Here is a 15,985-nt window from a genome sequence, read left to right as displayed (position 1 = left end):
ACTCCTTTTTTGATGCCGCTTCATAAACCACGCCGATGCGGGGGATCAAATAAATTGCGCGATCGGCGCGATAAACCGCAGGAAAACAGCCACGATCTCGGCTACAAAGAGTTGACCGTAAGCGATTGCGTGGCTATCTACCGCCACCTGCACCAAAATTCGTGATCAGGCCTGAAGCGCGCGGCATTGCCGCGTCCACACGCCTGCGAGATCAAATGGCGACGAGCGCGGCAACGCGACCGACCGCCGGAAACGGGATGAAGATGACCGCGACAGCACCCTGGACAATCGAAAAGCCGACCGCCCTGCTCGTTCTTGCCGACGGCACCGTGATCGAAGGCAAGGGCATCGGCGCCACCGGCAAGGTCCAGGCCGAAGTGGTTTTCAACACGGCGCTGACCGGCTACGAAGAGATCATGACCGACCCTTCCTATCTCGGCCAGATCGTCACCTTCACCTTTCCCCATATCGGCAACATCGGCACCAACGATGAAGACATCGAGGACCTGACGCCCGCCGCCCGCCACGGCGCCGTCGGCGTCATCTTCAAGGCCGACATCACCGAACCCTCGAACTACCGCGCCGCCAAACACCTCGACCAATGGCTGAAGGCACGCGGCATCATTGGCCTCTGCGGCATCGACACACGCGCGCTGACCGCCTGGATCCGCGAGAACGGCGCTCCGAACGCGGTGATCGCCCACGACCCGAACGGCGTCTTCGACATCGAGACGCTGAAGGCCGAAGCCAAGGCCTGGAGCGGCCTCGAAGGCCTCGACCTCGCCAAGATCGCCTCCTCCGGCCAGTCCTCGCAATGGACTGAGACGCCCTGGGTCTGGAACGAAGGCTACGGCGAGCTCGGCGCAGCGGATGCGAAATACCACGTCGTCTGCCTCGACTACGGCGTCAAGCGCAACATCCTGCGCCTGTTTGCCGGGCTCGACTGCAAGGTCACGGTCGTACCCGCCGCAACGAGCGCCGAAGACGTGCTCGCCATGCAGCCGGACGGCATCTTCCTGTCGAACGGCCCGGGCGATCCGGCGGCAACCGGCGAATATGCCGTGCCGGTGATCCAGACGCTCATCAAGACCGACATCCCGGTCTTCGGCATCTGCCTCGGCCATCAGATGCTGGGCCTCGCCCTCGGCGCCAAGACCGAGAAGATGCATCAGGGCCATCACGGCGCCAACCACCCCGTCAAGGACCACACGACCGGTAAAGTCGAGATCGTCTCGATGAACCACGGCTTCGCGGTCGACTCGAAGTCGCTCCCCGACGGCGTTGAAGAGACTCATATTTCGCTGTTCGACGGCACCAATTGCGGCCTGCGCGTCCTCGGCAAACAGGTCTTCTCCGTCCAGCACCACCCGGAAGCCTCCCCCGGCCCGCAGGACAGCCACTACCTCTTCCGCCGCTTCATCAACATGGTGCGCGAGAAGAAGGGCGAACCGGCGCTCGCAGAGCGGTGATTTCAGGAGCTGCCCAGTTCAGATGAAGGCTCGCCGATAGGCGAGCCTTTAACATATTGACAAACCTCACTCTTCGTCATCCCAGGCCTTATGCCGCGGATCTACTGCCCTATCGAACGGAGGCAGATGCTCGGGACAAGCCCGAGCATGACGAAAGAGAAGCTGGCGCGCTTTGTCAGCACTCCTAAGACTCGCCTGGGCGAACCTTTTTCTTTCCCTCCATATTGACCTCAACTTAACTTGAGGAATTACAGACCTACCTGCAGATACAATGATGCAGGAGAGAACATGAGCGGAGCTTTCTATCGAATCGACAAATTCATCGTGCCGGCGGCGGCGCGGGAGGAATTTCTCGTCAAAGTGATGATGACCCATAAGCTGCTGGAGACGCAGGACGGGTTCATCGATCATAGAGTGCTGGAGCAGGTCGCCGGCCCAGGCGAATTCAATTTCGTCACGATTGCCGAATGGGAAAATACCGAGGTTGTCGAGCGCGCGCGCGCGGCCGTTGCCGCCGCTCACAAGGCGGCGAATTTCGATCCGCAGGAAATGTTTTCCCGTCTCGGCATTCGCGCCGATATCGCCAGCTACAAGCCTGTCGCGGCTTGAGGGTAAGGGACCGCCGGCTCAAGCGCCGACGGTCGCCCCTTCCCGGCGCAGGAGAATATAGAACCGCGCGCAGAGCATGATGGCGGCGGCCGCAAGCCCGACGAGGAAGCCGAACCAGATGCCGATGCCGCCGAAGCCGAGCGGGAAGGCGAAGGCCCAAGCGAGGAAGAAGCCGATCGGCCAATAGGCGATCAGCGCCATGATCATCGGCACGCGCGCGTCCTTCAGGCCGCGCAGCAATCCGTTGGCGACCACCTGCAGCCCGTCGACGAGCTGAAAGAGACCGGCAACGACGATCAGTGGCCCGGCATAAGCGAGCACTTCAGGCGCTTCCGGCGAGCTGACATCGAGGAACCAGCTGCCGAGGAACTGCGGCAGGGTGGCAAAGAGCACCGAGCCGACCGCCGAGATGGCGCAGGCGAGGATGAGCACCATGATCGAGCCGCGCACCAGCCCGTCATAATCGCCCTGCCCGTGCGCGACGCCGACGCGCACAGTCGCCGCCTGGCTGAGGCCGAGCGGGATCATGAAGGCGATCGAAGCCCATTGCAGGGCGATGCCGTGGGCGGCGAGCTCGATGGTGCCGATATAGCCCATCAGCAGCGACGCCACCGTAAACAGGCTGACCTCGGCAAGCACGGTGACGCTGATCGGGAAACCGAGCCGGACGACCTCCAGCAGCGCATGCCAGTCAGGCTTCCAGAACCGCACGAAGATCTCGTAGCGCCGCGTTTCTTCCCGCCCCTGGACGAAGGCGAAAATGAAGAGGAAACCGGCCGTCTGCACCACGACCGAAACGATCGCCGCACCTTCGAGCCCCATCGCCGGAAAGCCGAAATGGCCGAGCACGAGGATGTAGGCGAAGATCGCATTCATCACCAGCGTGACGATGGTGACGTTGAGAATGATGCCCGCCTTGCCGATGGCGCTGACAAGCGCCCGCATGACGTTGAAAAGCAGGGCCGGCAGCACGCCGAACTGGCCGATGACGATATAGCCATGGGCGAGCTTGGCCACTTCAGGCTTCTGCTGCGCGAAGAGAAGGATCTGTTCTGCATTGAAAAAGGCCGGTTGCGCGATGATCCAGAATCCGATCACCACCCACAGACCCATGCGCAGCGAGCGGCGCACGGAGACGACGTCGCCCCGGCCATAGGCCTGCGCCACCATCGGAATGACGGCGATGGCAAAACCCGAGCCGAAGATCAGGATCGTGAACAGGAACTGGGCCGACAGCACCATGGCCGCCAGCTGCTCGGCGCCGAGGCGGCCGACGATCATCACATCGGTGGTATTGATGCCGAGCTGGGCGAGCTGCGCGCCGATCAGAGGAATGCCGAGCGCCAGCGTGGCACGGAAATGTGCGCTCCAACGATTATCGGTAGTCGGCGCAAGCCTGCGCGCGTCGATCGGCGTGTCCATGACACCAGTCCTGTGGTTGAAATATCCGTCGCCGCGCAGTTTTCCGGCGAAATATCATTCGGACTTAGATCAAAGCCCCGCGAAGAACTACCCCAAAACAGGCAGATGATGAAAAATTCATCATCGCATCACCATTTCTGATCGATCAACCCGCCGCTTCCAGCACCTCGGCCGGCTGACGGACCCGGACGCGGGTGAGGAACACGCCGGCCGCCAGCAGGATGAACAGGGCAGCCATCAGATAGGGCGCCCCGGCAAAGGTGACGGGCGCTTCGGGACGGGTGAAATAACCGAACATCTGCGTGAAGATCAGCGGTCCCAGAATGGTCGTGATGCTGCTGAGGCTGGTCAGAGCGCCCTGCAGCTCGCCCTGCGCGGAGGGCGGCACCTTGCCGGCGGCGATGCTGCGCAGCGGCGGATCGGCAACATTTTCCATCACGGTCGCGACGATGACGACATAGACCACCCAGCCTTCCCAGGCGAAGGCATAGCCGGTCAGCCCCGCAGCCGAAAAACAGAGGCCGAGCAGCGCCGTCTTCCATTCGCCGAGCAGCGGCACGACACGCGGCAGGACCAATCCCATGACGAGTGCGGCGCCAATGCCGTAAATGCCGAGCGACAGGCCGATCTGGCCCTCGCTCCAGCCATAGCGGTAGGTCGAGACGAAGGACCAGACCGAGGGATAGACGGCATGCGCCAGGAAGAACAGGAACATGACGAGGCTGACCCAGCCGATGCCAGGATAGTGGCGCATCTGGCGCAGTGCGCCGAGCGGATTGGCGCGTTTCCATTCGAAGCGGCGGCGGTTCTTCGCCTCCAGCGTTTCCGGCAGCAGGAAGCAGGCGGCGATGAAATTGAGCAGCGACAGCGCAGCCGCGCCGAGGAAGGGCACACGCGGGCCGAATTCGCCGAGAAACCCGCCGATGACCGGGCCGATGATGAAGCCGACGCCGAAGGCGATGCCGATCAGCCCGAAATTCTTCGCCCGGTTTTCCTCCGTGCTGATGTCGGCGATATAGGCCGAGCATGTGGCGAAGCTGCCGCCGCTGATGCCCGCAAGGACACGGCCGACGAACAGCATCCAGAAGCTGGTGGCGATGCCGCAGATGAAATTGTCGATCGCGAAGGTCAGCACCGAAAGCAGAAGGATCGGCCGGCGGCCGAAACGATCCGACAGGTTTCCGAGCAGCGGCGCAAACAGGAACTGCATGCCGGCATAAACGAGCATCAGCCAGCCGCCGTCGACCGCCGCGTCGCTGACGCTGTCGCCGGTCAACTGCTCCAGATAGGCCGGCAGCACCGGCATGATGATGGCGATGCCGATAATGTCGAGGAAAAGGATGACGAAGACCAGGAACAGGCCGCGGCGAACGAATTTGGGATCAAGCATGAAGCATCTCAACAGCGGTGGTTTCTGAAAAGACGATCTCGTCGCCGGTAATGTGACATAGCCTAGAAAAGAGACCGAAACAATCCGTGAACATCTCAAAAGCCTTTGATGAGTTGTGCGGGAAATTCAGAAGGGCCTCAATCGATGGGCGCACTCCCTTGCAATGGCCGCGAAGGCATCCAGATCAATCGAGGGAATCGCTCATTGTGCATTCGAACGCGCCATCCCGAAGGAAGCGGTTGCGGGCGAGCGTTATCCCGATCAGATGGATAGTGAGAAGTAATTGGGAACATCCTGCCGTGCAGCCCCCTCATCCGCCTGCCGGCACCTTCTCCCCGCTGGGGCGAAGGGGATGCGCCGCAGCGTTTCGACTCCCTCTTCTCCCCTCGGGGAGAAGGTGCCCGTAGGGCGGATGAGGGGGCTGCACGGCAGGACCTTGCCCCCTCAAACCGGCCCCGAGAACGTATCACACGCCGTCAGCTGCCCGCTGTCAAAACCGCGCTTGAACCACCTGGCGCGCTGCGCCGAGGTGCCGTGGTTGAAACTTTCGGGCACGACGTAACCCTGTGAGCGCTTCTGCAGCGTGTCGTCGCCGATCTGCTGTGCCGCGTTCAGCGCTTCCTCGAGGTCGCCGGCTTCCAGGATACCCTTCTGCTGGGTATATTTGCCCCAGATGCCGGCAAAGCAATCGGCCTGCAGCTCGACGCGCACCGACATCTTGTTGGCTTCTTCCTCGCTCATGCGCTGGCGGGCCTGGTTGAACTTCGGCAGGATGCCGAGCAGGTTCTGCACGTGATGGCCGACTTCGTGGGCAACCACATAGGCTTCGGCGAAATCGCCCGATGCGCCGAAGCGGTCGGAGAGCTCCTGGAAGAACGTCGTATCGAGATAGACCTTGTGGTCACCCGGGCAATAGAACGGACCGGTCGCGGCAGAGGCAAAGCCGCAAGCCGATTGTGTCTGGCCGGAGAAGAGCACGAGGCGCGGCTCCTCGTAATTGCGGCCCTGCGCCTGGAAGATGCCGTTCCAGGTATCCTCGGTCTCGGCAAGAACGGTGCGCACGAAGGCGGTCATCTCGTCATTGGCGGGCGTGCGTGTTCCTGCGGACTGGCTCTGCTCGTAGCCTGGGCCGCTCGACATGCCGCCGCCATCGAGCACCTGCATCAGATCGATGCCCATCGCCTTGAAGATGAGATAGATGACGACGAGGAAGATGATGGTGCCGATGCTTAAGCCGCCGCCGGCGCGACGAACACCGCCGCCGGACGGGAAACTGAACCCGCCGCCTCGGCCGAAGGGGCTGCCGCCCGAATTGCCACGGCGATCCTCGACATTATCGGACTGACGCCGGCCTCTCCATTCCATCTTCGTTCTCCCCGGCAATGCCCGTGCTTATACTCTTGGAATTTATATATCCGTCGGCGCGGAGAATTCCAGCGGCTTCATCCGCCTCGAAACAGTCGGCGGACCAGCCATCATGGCTCCAGCGTCCCGCCGGAAACCTTGGGAGCGGGATATTGTTCCCTCAAATGCACGCGCCGCCGCTTCAGGTAAAGAAGGCGCGCTAAGCGCTTGACTGGACTCCCGCTTTCGCTCTTCCTGAACCAGGAGGGAAAGCAGGAGGAAGAGCAATGAAGGCCGTGCGTCTGGAAACGACAGGAAAATTGCAGCTCTGCGAGGTCGAAAGGCCGGCGCCAGGCCCGGGCGAGCTGCTGGTGCGCATCGAAGCCTGCGGCATCTGCGGCACCGACCGCCATATCTATCACGGTGAATTTCCTTCCAAGTCGCCGGTGACGCTCGGCCATGAATTCGCAGGCATCGTCGAAGCGGTCGGGGATGGCGCAACCGATTTTCGGCCCGGCATGCGCGTGACCGGCGATCCCAACATTTCCTGCGGCGGCTGCGAGGAATGCCGGCGCGGCCGCGTCAATCTCTGCCGGAAGCTGCAGGCGATCGGCATTCACCGCGACGGCGGTTTTGCCGATTATGTCTGTATGCCGCAAAGCCAGGCCTTCGCGCTGCCTGGTGATCTCGATCCGCTCCACGGCGCCTTCTGCGAGCCCCTCGCCTGCTGCATTCACGGCGTCGATCTCGGTGGTCTGCAGGCCGGCTCATCGGCGGTCGTGCTCGGCGGCGGCGTCATCGGCCTGCTCACGGTGCAGCTGGCACGGCTTGCCGGCGCGACCCGCGTCGTGCTGGTGACGCGCAGCGGCGAAAAACGCCGGCTGGCCGAAAGCCTCGGGGCGACCGCGACGGTCGATCCCGGCGATGGCGATGTCGTCACCCGCATCGCCGCCGAAGACGGGCTGTTACCCGGTGGCGCCGATGTCGTCTTCGAATGCGCAGGTGTCCCCGAGACCATGCAGCAGGCGCCCCGGCTTGCCCGGCGCGGCGGCACCGCCGTCATCCTCGGCGTCATGCCGCAGGGCGCGACGATCGCGATCGAGCCCTTCGACCTGCTTTTTCGCGAAGTCAGGCTGATCGGCTCCTTCGTCAACCCCTTCACCCACGGCCGCGCCGCCGATCTCATCGCCTCCGGCAGGATCAAGGTCGAGCCGCTGATATCGAGGCGCATCGGCCTTGCGGAGGCCCCGGACGCGATCACAAATCCGGCGCGTAGCGGCGAAATCCGGGTGCTTGTCGTGCCCGACGGGAAATAGGCTTTCGCATCATGTCGGGATTCCTGTCGATTCCGTGATTTATGGGGTTCCGTTTGCAAAAACATTTGCCTATAAGCCGCTTCTAGCCTGAAAAGACCTCAATGCGCGACCCGACCTGGTGATCTCCCACCCTGGCCGGCTTTTTGCGCAGCCAGACAATGGATATCGCCCATGCCGAAGCGCCAAGACATCAAATCGATCCTCATCATCGGCGCGGGACCGATCGTCATTGGCCAGGCTTGCGAATTCGACTATTCCGGCACCCAGGCCTGCAAGGCGCTGAAGGAGGAAGGCTACCGCGTCATCCTCGTCAACTCCAACCCGGCGACGATCATGACCGATCCGGGCCTGGCCGACGCCACTTACGTCGAGCCGATCACCCCCGAGGTCGTAGCCAAGATCATCGCCAAGGAGCGCCCCGACGCGCTGCTGCCGACCATGGGCGGCCAGACGGCTTTGAATACCGCCCTCTCTCTGAAGCGCATGGGTGTGCTCGACCGCTACAATGTCGAGATGATCGGCGCCAAGCCCGCCGCCATCGACATGGCCGAGGATCGCGCGCTGTTCCGTGAAGCCATGGCCCGCATCGGCCTGGAAACGCCGCGCTCGATGCTGGCGAACGCCACCGACATCAAGGATCTCGACCGCAAGACCCATGAGGCCGAGCGCACCAAGCTGCGCGAAAGCCTTTCCGGCACGGATCTCGACAAGGCGCTGGACGAACTGGAAAACCAGTGGAACCTCGGCGAGAGCGACCGCAAGCAGCGCTATATGAACCACGCCATGGCGATCGCCGCCCAGGCGCTCGATCATGTCGGCCTGCCCGCCATCATCCGCCCGTCCTTCACGCTCGGCGGCACCGGCGGCGGCATCGCCTACAACCGCTCGGAATTCTTCGAGATCGTCGGCGGCGGCCTCGATGCTTCGCCGACGACCGAAGTGCTGATCGAAGAATCGGTGCTCGGCTGGAAGGAGTATGAGATGGAGGTCGTTCGCGACAAGGCGGACAACTGCATCATCATCTGCTCGATCGAAAACATCGATCCGATGGGCGTCCACACCGGCGATTCCATCACCGTCGCCCCGGCGCTGACGCTGACGGACAAGGAATACCAGATCATGCGCAACGCCTCGATCGCGGTGCTGCGCGAGATCGGCGTCGAGACCGGCGGCTCGAACGTGCAGTTCGCCGTCAATCCGAAGGACGGCCGCCTCGTCGTCATCGAAATGAACCCGCGCGTCTCGCGCTCTTCGGCACTCGCCTCCAAGGCCACCGGCTTCCCGATCGCCAAGGTCGCCGCCAAGCTCGCCATCGGCTATACGCTGGACGAACTCGAAAACGACATTACCGGCGGCGCGACGCCCGCTTCCTTCGAGCCGTCGATCGACTACGTCGTCACCAAGATCCCGCGCTTCGCCTTCGAGAAATTCCCGGGCGCCTCGCCTGTTCTGACCACGGCCATGAAATCGGTCGGCGAAGTCATGGCGATCGGCCGCACCTTCGCCGAATCGCTGCAGAAGGCGCTGCGCGGCCTCGAGACCGGCCTGACCGGCCTCGACGAGATCGAAATCCCCGACTTCGAAGAAGGCGAATCCAGCCAGAACGCCATCCGCGCCGCCATCGGCACGCCGACGCCGGACCGCCTGCGTATGGTCGCCCAGGCGCTGCGCCAGGGCCTCAGCATCGAAGAGGTGCATGAAGGCTGCAAGATCGATCCCTGGTTCATCGCCGAACTCAAGAACATCGTCGACATGGAAGCCCGCATCCGCGAGCACGGCCTGCCCAATGATGCTGCGAACCTCCGCATGCTCAAGGCCATGGGCTTCTCCGACGCGCGTCTGGCGACGCTGACCGGCAAGCGCCCGAAGGAAGTCGCCGAACTGCGCAACGGCCTGAACGTCCGCCCGGTCTTCAAGCGCATCGACACCTGTGCGGCCGAATTCGCTTCGCCGACCGCCTATATGTATTCGACCTACGAGACGCCCTTCGTCGGCGCCGCGCGCTCGGAGGCCCAGGTCTCCGACCGCAAGAAGGTCGTCATCCTCGGCGGCGGCCCGAACCGCATCGGCCAGGGCATCGAGTTCGACTATTGCTGCTGCCATGCCGCCTTCGCGCTGAAGGATGCAGGCTACGAAGCGATCATGATCAACTGCAACCCGGAAACCGTTTCGACCGACTACGATACATCAGACCGCCTCTATTTCGAGCCGCTGACGGCCGAAGACGTGATCGAGATCCTGCGCGCCGAACAGGAAAAGGGCGAAGTCGTCGGCGTCATCGTCCAGTTCGGCGGCCAGACGCCGTTGAAGCTTGCCGAAGCGCTCGAAAAGAACGGCATCCCGATCCTTGGCACCGCGCCCGATATGATCGACCTTGCCGAAGACCGCGACCGCTTCCAGAAGCTTCTGATGAAGCTCGACTTGAACCAGCCGAACAACGGCATCGCCTATTCGGTCGAGCAGGCCCGCCTGGTCGCCGCCGAAATCGGCTTCCCGCTGGTCGTGCGCCCCTCCTACGTGCTCGGCGGCCGCGCCATGCAGATCCTGCATTCGGAAGGCCAGCTGCAGACCTACCTGCTCGATACGGTTCCGGAACTGGTGCCTGAGGATATCAAGCAGCGTTATCCGAACGACAAGACCGGCCAGATCAACACCCTGCTCGGCAAGAACCCGCTACTCTTCGACAGCTACCTGACCCACGCCATCGAAGTCGACGTCGACTGCCTCTCCGACGGCACCGACGTCTATGTCGCCGGCATCATGGAGCATATCGAGGAAGCCGGCATCCATTCGGGCGACTCCGCCTGCTCGCTGCCGCCGCGCTCGCTGCCCGTCGAACTGCTCGACGAGCTGGAGCGCCAGGCAAAAGCCATGGCCAAGGCGCTCAATGTCGGCGGTCTGATGAACGTCCAGTTCGCCATCAAGGACGGCACCGTCTACGTGCTCGAAGTCAATCCGCGCGCCTCGCGCACCGTCCCCTTCGTCGCAAAGACCATCGGCGCGCCGATCGCCAAGATCGCCGCCCGCGTCATGGCCGGCGAGAAGCTCGATGCGACCTTCGCCGCCTACGGACAGAAGCCCGATCCGCGCAAGCTCACCCACATCGCCGTCAAGGAAGCCGTCTTCCCCTTCGCCCGCTTCCCCGGCGTCGACACGCTGCTCGGCCCGGAAATGCGCTCGACCGGCGAAGTCATCGGCCTCGACACCGATTTTGCCCTGGCCTTCGCCAAATCGCAGCTCGGCGCCGGCGTCGAGCTGCCGCGGGACGGAACGGTCTTCGTCTCCGTGCGCGACGAGGACAAGGCACGCGTGCTGCCGGCGATCCGCATCCTCGTCGAACAGGGCTTCAAGGTTCTGGCAACAGGCGGCACCGCCCGCTTCCTCGGCGAAAACGGCATCACCGCCACCAAGATCAACAAGGTTCTGGAGGGCCGTCCGCACATCGAGGACGCGATCCGCAACCGCCAGGTCCAGCTCGTCATCAACACCACCGATGGCAACAAGGCGATCTCCGACTCCAAGTCGCTGCGCCGCGCAACGCTGATGCAGAAGGTGCCCTACTACACGACGATGGCCGGCGCCGAAGCCGCCGCCCAGGCGATCAAGGCGCTGAAGGCCGGCAATCTCGAAGTACGGCCGCTGCAGAGCTACTTCGCGTGAAATCGGACAGCGCCATCGCCCGGTGGGTGATGGCGCGAACTCCGCCGGAATCTCTTTATCCGGCTGATGCGATAAGCCGCTGAATCGTCATCATATCCTCGCGAAACCGCGCCAGTTCCTCCGCCTTCAGCCGCTCGTCGGGAATGCGCAAGAGATAGGACGGATGCACGGTTACGAAGAGGGTGCGCCCTCCTTCCATCGCCATCGCTTTTCCCCTGACATCCTGCAGGCGCTCCTTCACATCGGTCAGCGCCGCAAGCGCCGTCGCTCCCATCGCGACGATCAGCTTCGGCTTGACGAGCGCCATCTCCCGATCGAGCCACCAGCGGCAATGCTTCACCTCGCCCATATTGGGCTTCTGGTGGATGCGCCGCTTGCCGCGCGGTTCGTATTTGAAATGCTTGACGGCATTGGTGATGTAGAGCCTCGACCGGTCGATGCCCGCCTCTGATATCGCCTGATCGAGAAGCCTGCCGGCAGGTCCGACGAAGGGACGCCCTGAAATATCCTCCTGGTCGCCCGGCTGCTCGCCGACGAACATCGCCTCCGCATCGCACGGCCCCTCCCCGAATACCGTCTGGGTCGCATTGGCGTGAAGCGGACAGCGCGTGCAGACAACAGCCTCCGCGCGCAGTGCTTCGAGTGTGCCCGCCGGAGCCTCCGGTTCTGCGGGAAGATTGCGCGCGGCCTGCTGCAAGCGGTCGTGAAAGGGCAACGATTGCGTCGCTTCCCGCGCCGCCATCTCCCGCACTTTGCTCTCGGCCGATGCGATCAAGCCGGGAATGAGATCGGCTTCCGGCAGGTTCTTCCAGTATTTATTCGGCATCTCCGCCTGCATCGCCTTCACCTTCAATCGCGCCGGGTTGAAGATGTTGGCGTAGTAGGTGCGCCAGAGTTCGTCCGTGGCATCGCTGAGATTGGGCTTTTCGCAGGGCTCGCCGGTGATCGTCAGCCGCTCGCCGTCCCAGGCCGCTGAGCCCTTGGGCGTGGCAATCAGCCAGTCCATGTCGTTGAAGCGCCGCTGGAAGAAGGGAGCCGTGCGCCTGACGATATGATGATCCGGCTCGAACCAGGCGAGGAACTTTCGACGCGCCGCCGCTACCGCGCCGACTTCCTTGAAACGGACGAAGGCCGTCATCTTGTGCGCGTCGCGCCGAACGTTCTTCGCCATCAGCCTGGCCCGCACGACATCCTCGTCGGAAGAGACTTCAAGCAGTTGCCGGTCCAGTTGCAGCCGCCAGAGCAGGCGGTAAAGCAGGGAAAACCGCGCCGGATCGGAATGGCAGAGAACCGTCTCCGCAAGCTCGATGAAGGCCGGCGGCACCGTCATCGGCTTGCGTGATGCCGCAGGCTCCGGCGGCATGGCGTCACGTTGAAACGAAAGATCGGCCTCAGCACTTTTTTCGCGCCAATCGATCTCCTCGGGCAAGATGCCTGCGGCCGCCAGGGCGCGCGCGGCATCGCGCCATTCGCCAAGCTCTCCCCGTCCCGCAAGCACGACCCGGCGCATCAGAGCAACGACAATTGTTCAGGCTGCGGCTCGAACATGGCGCGCAGGTCCGGGCGGTCGATCAGCCGGCGCGGCGACCAGCCTTCCGCCGAGATAAAGGCTTGGACCTTCTTGATCGAAACACCGAGCCGCGAGAGATCGTCGAGCCGGAGGCGGCGAAAACGGCGCGAGGAAACGATCGCCTTCACCGTCTTGGTGCCGAGACCGGGTACGCGCAATAACCGCTCGCGCTCGGCTTTGTTGATGTCGACGGGAAATTCAGCCCGGTTGGCAAGCGCCCAGGCAAGTTTCGGATCGAGATTGAGATCGAGCATGCCGCCCGCCTGGTTTGCGGTAATCTCGTCGACGCCGAAACCGTAGAAGCGATAGAGCCAGTCGGCCTGATAAAGCCGATGCTCGCGCATCAACGGTGGCTTGATGAGCGGCAGGTTCTTCGAAGCGTCGGGGATCGGGCTGAAGGCCGAATAATAGACACGCCTCAGGCCATAGCTGCTGTAGAGCCGGCCGCTGCTGGCAAGGATGGTCGCGTCGCTCGCCCCGTCCGCCCCGACGATCATCTGCGTGCTCTGGCCGGCAGGGACGAAACGCTGGCGCTTCTTCGTCTTCAGCGTCGGTTCGCCGGCCGCTTCGATCTTCAGCCTGAGATCCCCCATCGATCGCCGGATATTGGCCGGCTTCTTTTCCGGCGCAAAGCGGGTGATGCCGCTGTCGGTCGGCAGTTCGATATTGAGCGACAGCCTGTCGGCATGAAGCCCCGCCTCCTCGATCAGATGCGGCGACGCCTCGGGGATCGCTTTGAGATGGATATAGCCGCGAAAATTATGGGTCACGCGCAGTTCGCGGACGATGCGGACCATCTCCTCCATCGTGTAATCGGAAGAGCGAATAATGCCGGAGGAAAGGAACAGGCCTTCGATATAATTGCGGCGGTAGAATTCGAGCGTCAGCCAGACGACCTCCTCAGCCGTGAAGCGTGCCCGCTCGACATTGCTGGACGAGCGATTGACGCAATAAGCGCAGTCGTAGATGCAGAAATTGGTGAGCAGGATCTTCAGCAGCGAAATGCACCGCCCATCCGGAGCATAGGCATGGCAGATGCCGGACCCTTCGGTCGAACCCAGTCCTCCGCTTGCGCTCGAATCGCGTTTCACAGTGCCGCTGGAGGCGCAGGAAGCGTCATATTTCGCGGCGTCGGAAAGAATGGCCAAGCGTTCGGCAAGCGACTTCTTCATTCTTATGTTCACTATATGTTCCAATAAACGCAGTCAACCGAAACGATCCCGCCTCCGCCCATTTTTGGGGGTGCATCGCCCGATAGCGCCGCGGGTTGGATCTCGCCCATGCGAATTTTCTGGAAATCGGCCTTGCCGATCTGCTATAAGCACTTAACTAGGATTGTGGCACGGTTCCGAAGCTCCCCTTCGGGACCTGTTTTCTTTTGTGTGGGCGCCTGATTGCGCGGACGCAAGGAGTGAAGGACAGAAAAATGGTTGAAAAGGTACCGATGACGCAGGGTGGTTTCGTCAAGCTGCAGGAAGAGCTGCGCTGGCGTCAGCAGGAGGAGCGCCCCCGAATCATCGAGGCGATCGCCGAAGCCCGTGCTCATGGCGACCTTTCCGAAAATGCCGAATACCATGCCGCCAAGGAAGCCCAGAGCCATAACGAGGGCCGCATCAGCGAACTGGAAGACCTGACGGCGCGCGCCGAGGTCATCGACCTCACCAAGATGTCGGGCGACAAGATCAAGTTCGGCGCCAAGGTGAAGCTCGTCGACGAGGACACCGAGGAAGAAAAGACCTACCAGATCGTCGGCGACCAGGAAGCCGACGTCAAGGCCGGCCGCATCTCCATATCCTCCCCGATCGCCCGCGCGCTGATCGGCAAGGAAGTCGGCGATTCCATCGAGGTCAACGCACCCGGCGGTTCCAAGGCCTACGAGATCCTCCAGGTTTCCTGGGGCTGATCGCCCGCCAGACACGAGATCCATCCCTTGCCGGACATTCGTGACGTCGAGATCATCGCGCCCAATTTCAAGCGACGGCTCTCCGGCGTCACGTCGACCATCGTCCAGCTGATCCCGTGCCAGCTCCGGCTCGGCATCCGGATCGCCACCCTCGGCCCCGGCCTGCCGGAGGGCCTTCCGAAACTGAAGTGGCCGCAACTCGTCGGCCTCTGGCGCCCGCCGGTGCGCCGGCGCCACCGCGTCTGGCACGCCCGCCGCAACAATGAGATGGCCGTCGGCATCCTGCTTCGCCATGTCCTGCGCATGCCGCTGAAGCTGCTCTTCACCTCGGCCGCGCAACGCCGCCATACCGCCTATACGAAATGGCTGATCCGCCGCATGGACGCGGTGATCGCAACCAGCGACCGTTCCGGCTCCTTCCTCGAGGTGCCCCACACCGTCATCCAGCACGGCGTCGACCTCTCCCTGTTCCACCCGCCGGAAACGGCGGAGGACGGCATCGCTGCGGCCGGCCTGCCCGGCCGCTATCTCGTAGGCTGCTTCGGCCGCGTCCGCCATCAAAAGGGCACCGATCTCTTCGTCCAGGCGATGATCGAACTCTTGCCGCAGCACCCGGAATGGACGGCCGTCGTCTCCGGCCGGGTGACGGCGGATAACGTGGGCTTTGGCGAAAAGCTCAAGGCCGATGTCGCCGCCGCCGGCCTCAGCGACCGCATTCTCTTCCTTGGCGAAGTGCCTGATATCAAGGTCTGGTATCGCCGGCTGACGCTTTACGTCGCCCCTTCCCGCAACGAAGGCTTCGGTCTGACACCGCTCGAAGCCATGGCCTCGCGGACCGCCGTGGTGGCGTCGGATGCGGGCGCCTATGCCGAGCTCATTGCCGAGGGCGAGTCCGGCTCGGTGGTGGCTGCCGGCGATGGCGAGGCGCTGACGCGGGCAATCGCCCCCTATATCGCAGATCCCGCGCTGGCGATCGCCCATGGCGAGAATGCACTGTGCCACGTCAGGGCGAATTTCGCGCTGGAGAAGGAAGCAACCGCGATCGGCGCCGTTTACGATCGCCTCCTCGGCGACAATCGCGGCTGAGCGAGAAAGAGAAACGGCTATTGGATAAGGGGCCGCCGGGGCCGCTGAAAAAGTCCACCAACCCCTCCTCCGTCATGCTCGGGCTTGCCCCACTGCTGTCCGGTTTAAATTTGGTGGACAAGGCGCACGGTGTTGATTCTACTCGTATTCGGATGTTTGGCGACAATCCCGGACACGAAAGAGGGGCAACACCGTGCGGCATGAGAATAGCGTCTT

At 62.9% G+C, this 15,985-nt stretch carries 12 protein-coding genes; 7 read left to right on the top strand and 5 right to left on the bottom strand.

From position 1 onward, the window contains the following. The first annotated feature begins 263 nt into the window (after nucleotides 1–263). Nucleotides 264–1,469 carry a glutamine-hydrolyzing carbamoyl-phosphate synthase small subunit gene (carA, locus tag ATY78_RS04950; protein ID WP_088681405.1) on the top strand — a complete coding sequence of 402 codons (1,206 nt, stop codon included), beginning with the start codon at nucleotides 264–266 and terminating at the stop codon, nucleotides 1,467–1,469. Between the two features lie 288 nt (nucleotides 1,470–1,757). Beyond that, nucleotides 1,758–2,078, top strand: a complete 321-nt coding sequence (locus ATY78_RS04945; RefSeq protein WP_088681233.1) for an antibiotic biosynthesis monooxygenase — start codon at nucleotides 1,758–1,760, stop codon at nucleotides 2,076–2,078. Nucleotides 2,079–2,096: 18 nt separating this feature from the next. On the opposite strand, the gene ATY78_RS04940 is transcribed toward ATY78_RS04945, so the two are convergent. The 3 genes from ATY78_RS04940 to ATY78_RS04930 all read right to left on the bottom strand — a co-directional run bounded on the left by ATY78_RS04940 (nucleotide 2,097) and on the right by ATY78_RS04930 (nucleotide 6,255). Beyond that, nucleotides 2,097–3,500 (bottom strand): MATE family efflux transporter, encoded by a 1,404-nt coding sequence (locus ATY78_RS04940; RefSeq protein ID WP_088681232.1) that lies wholly within the window; start codon nucleotides 3,498–3,500, stop codon nucleotides 2,097–2,099. A 145-nt stretch (nucleotides 3,501–3,645) separates the two neighbouring features. Further along, the gene (locus tag ATY78_RS04935) at nucleotides 3,646–4,890 is read right to left on the bottom strand and encodes a TCR/Tet family MFS transporter (RefSeq protein WP_088681231.1); all 1,245 of its coding nucleotides are present in this window, start codon (nucleotides 4,888–4,890) and stop codon (nucleotides 3,646–3,648) included. 444 nt (nucleotides 4,891–5,334) lie between these two features. Then, nucleotides 5,335–6,255: a neutral zinc metallopeptidase gene (locus ATY78_RS04930; RefSeq protein ID WP_088681230.1), complete on the bottom strand. Its 921-nt coding sequence runs from the start codon at nucleotides 6,253–6,255 to the stop codon at nucleotides 5,335–5,337. Between the two features lie 266 nt (nucleotides 6,256–6,521). Between ATY78_RS04930 and ATY78_RS04925 the strand changes: the two genes are divergently transcribed. Both ATY78_RS04925 and carB read left to right on the top strand, forming a co-directional pair. After that, a complete protein-coding gene (locus tag ATY78_RS04925) occupies nucleotides 6,522–7,550 on the top strand; it encodes a zinc-dependent alcohol dehydrogenase family protein (protein ID WP_088681229.1) in 1,029 nt (342 codons plus the stop codon). Between the two features lie 171 nt (nucleotides 7,551–7,721). Continuing rightward, the gene (gene carB / locus ATY78_RS04920) at nucleotides 7,722–11,210 is read left to right on the top strand and encodes a carbamoyl-phosphate synthase large subunit (protein WP_088681228.1); all 3,489 of its coding nucleotides are present in this window, start codon (nucleotides 7,722–7,724) and stop codon (nucleotides 11,208–11,210) included. A 55-nt stretch (nucleotides 11,211–11,265) separates the two neighbouring features. On the opposite strand, the gene ATY78_RS04915 is transcribed toward carB, so the two are convergent. Continuing rightward, nucleotides 11,266–12,720, bottom strand: coding sequence for a UdgX family uracil-DNA binding protein (locus ATY78_RS04915; protein WP_088681227.1), 1,455 nt, complete (start codon nucleotides 12,718–12,720; stop codon nucleotides 11,266–11,268). Next, entirely contained in the window at nucleotides 12,720–13,952 is a 1,233-nt protein-coding gene (locus ATY78_RS04910; protein ID WP_088681226.1) for a putative DNA modification/repair radical SAM protein, read from the bottom strand. The genes ATY78_RS04915 and ATY78_RS04910 overlap by 1 nt, the downstream gene beginning before the upstream one ends. A 254-nt stretch (nucleotides 13,953–14,206) precedes the next feature. Between ATY78_RS04910 and greA the strand changes: the two genes are divergently transcribed. From greA to ATY78_RS28705, 3 genes are all read left to right on the top strand, one after another. Beyond that, nucleotides 14,207–14,683, top strand: a complete 477-nt coding sequence (greA, locus tag ATY78_RS04905) for a transcription elongation factor GreA (RefSeq protein ID WP_017965278.1) — start codon at nucleotides 14,207–14,209, stop codon at nucleotides 14,681–14,683. 27 nt (nucleotides 14,684–14,710) lie between these two features. Next, nucleotides 14,711–15,769, top strand: coding sequence for a glycosyltransferase family 4 protein (locus ATY78_RS04900; protein WP_088681225.1), 1,059 nt, complete (start codon nucleotides 14,711–14,713; stop codon nucleotides 15,767–15,769). A gap of 20 nt (nucleotides 15,770–15,789) precedes the next feature. Continuing rightward, a partial coding sequence (locus tag ATY78_RS28705; protein ID WP_210191791.1) for a hypothetical protein occupies nucleotides 15,790–15,985 on the top strand: 196 nt, incomplete at its 3' end.

Origin of the sequence: Rhizobium sp. R635 (genome assembly GCF_002211285.1) — a bacterium.
Taxonomy (GTDB): domain Bacteria; phylum Pseudomonadota; class Alphaproteobacteria; order Rhizobiales; family Rhizobiaceae; genus Rhizobium.
Note: the sequence above shows the minus strand (reverse complement) of the source record. Positions and strands in the feature narration are given on the sequence as shown.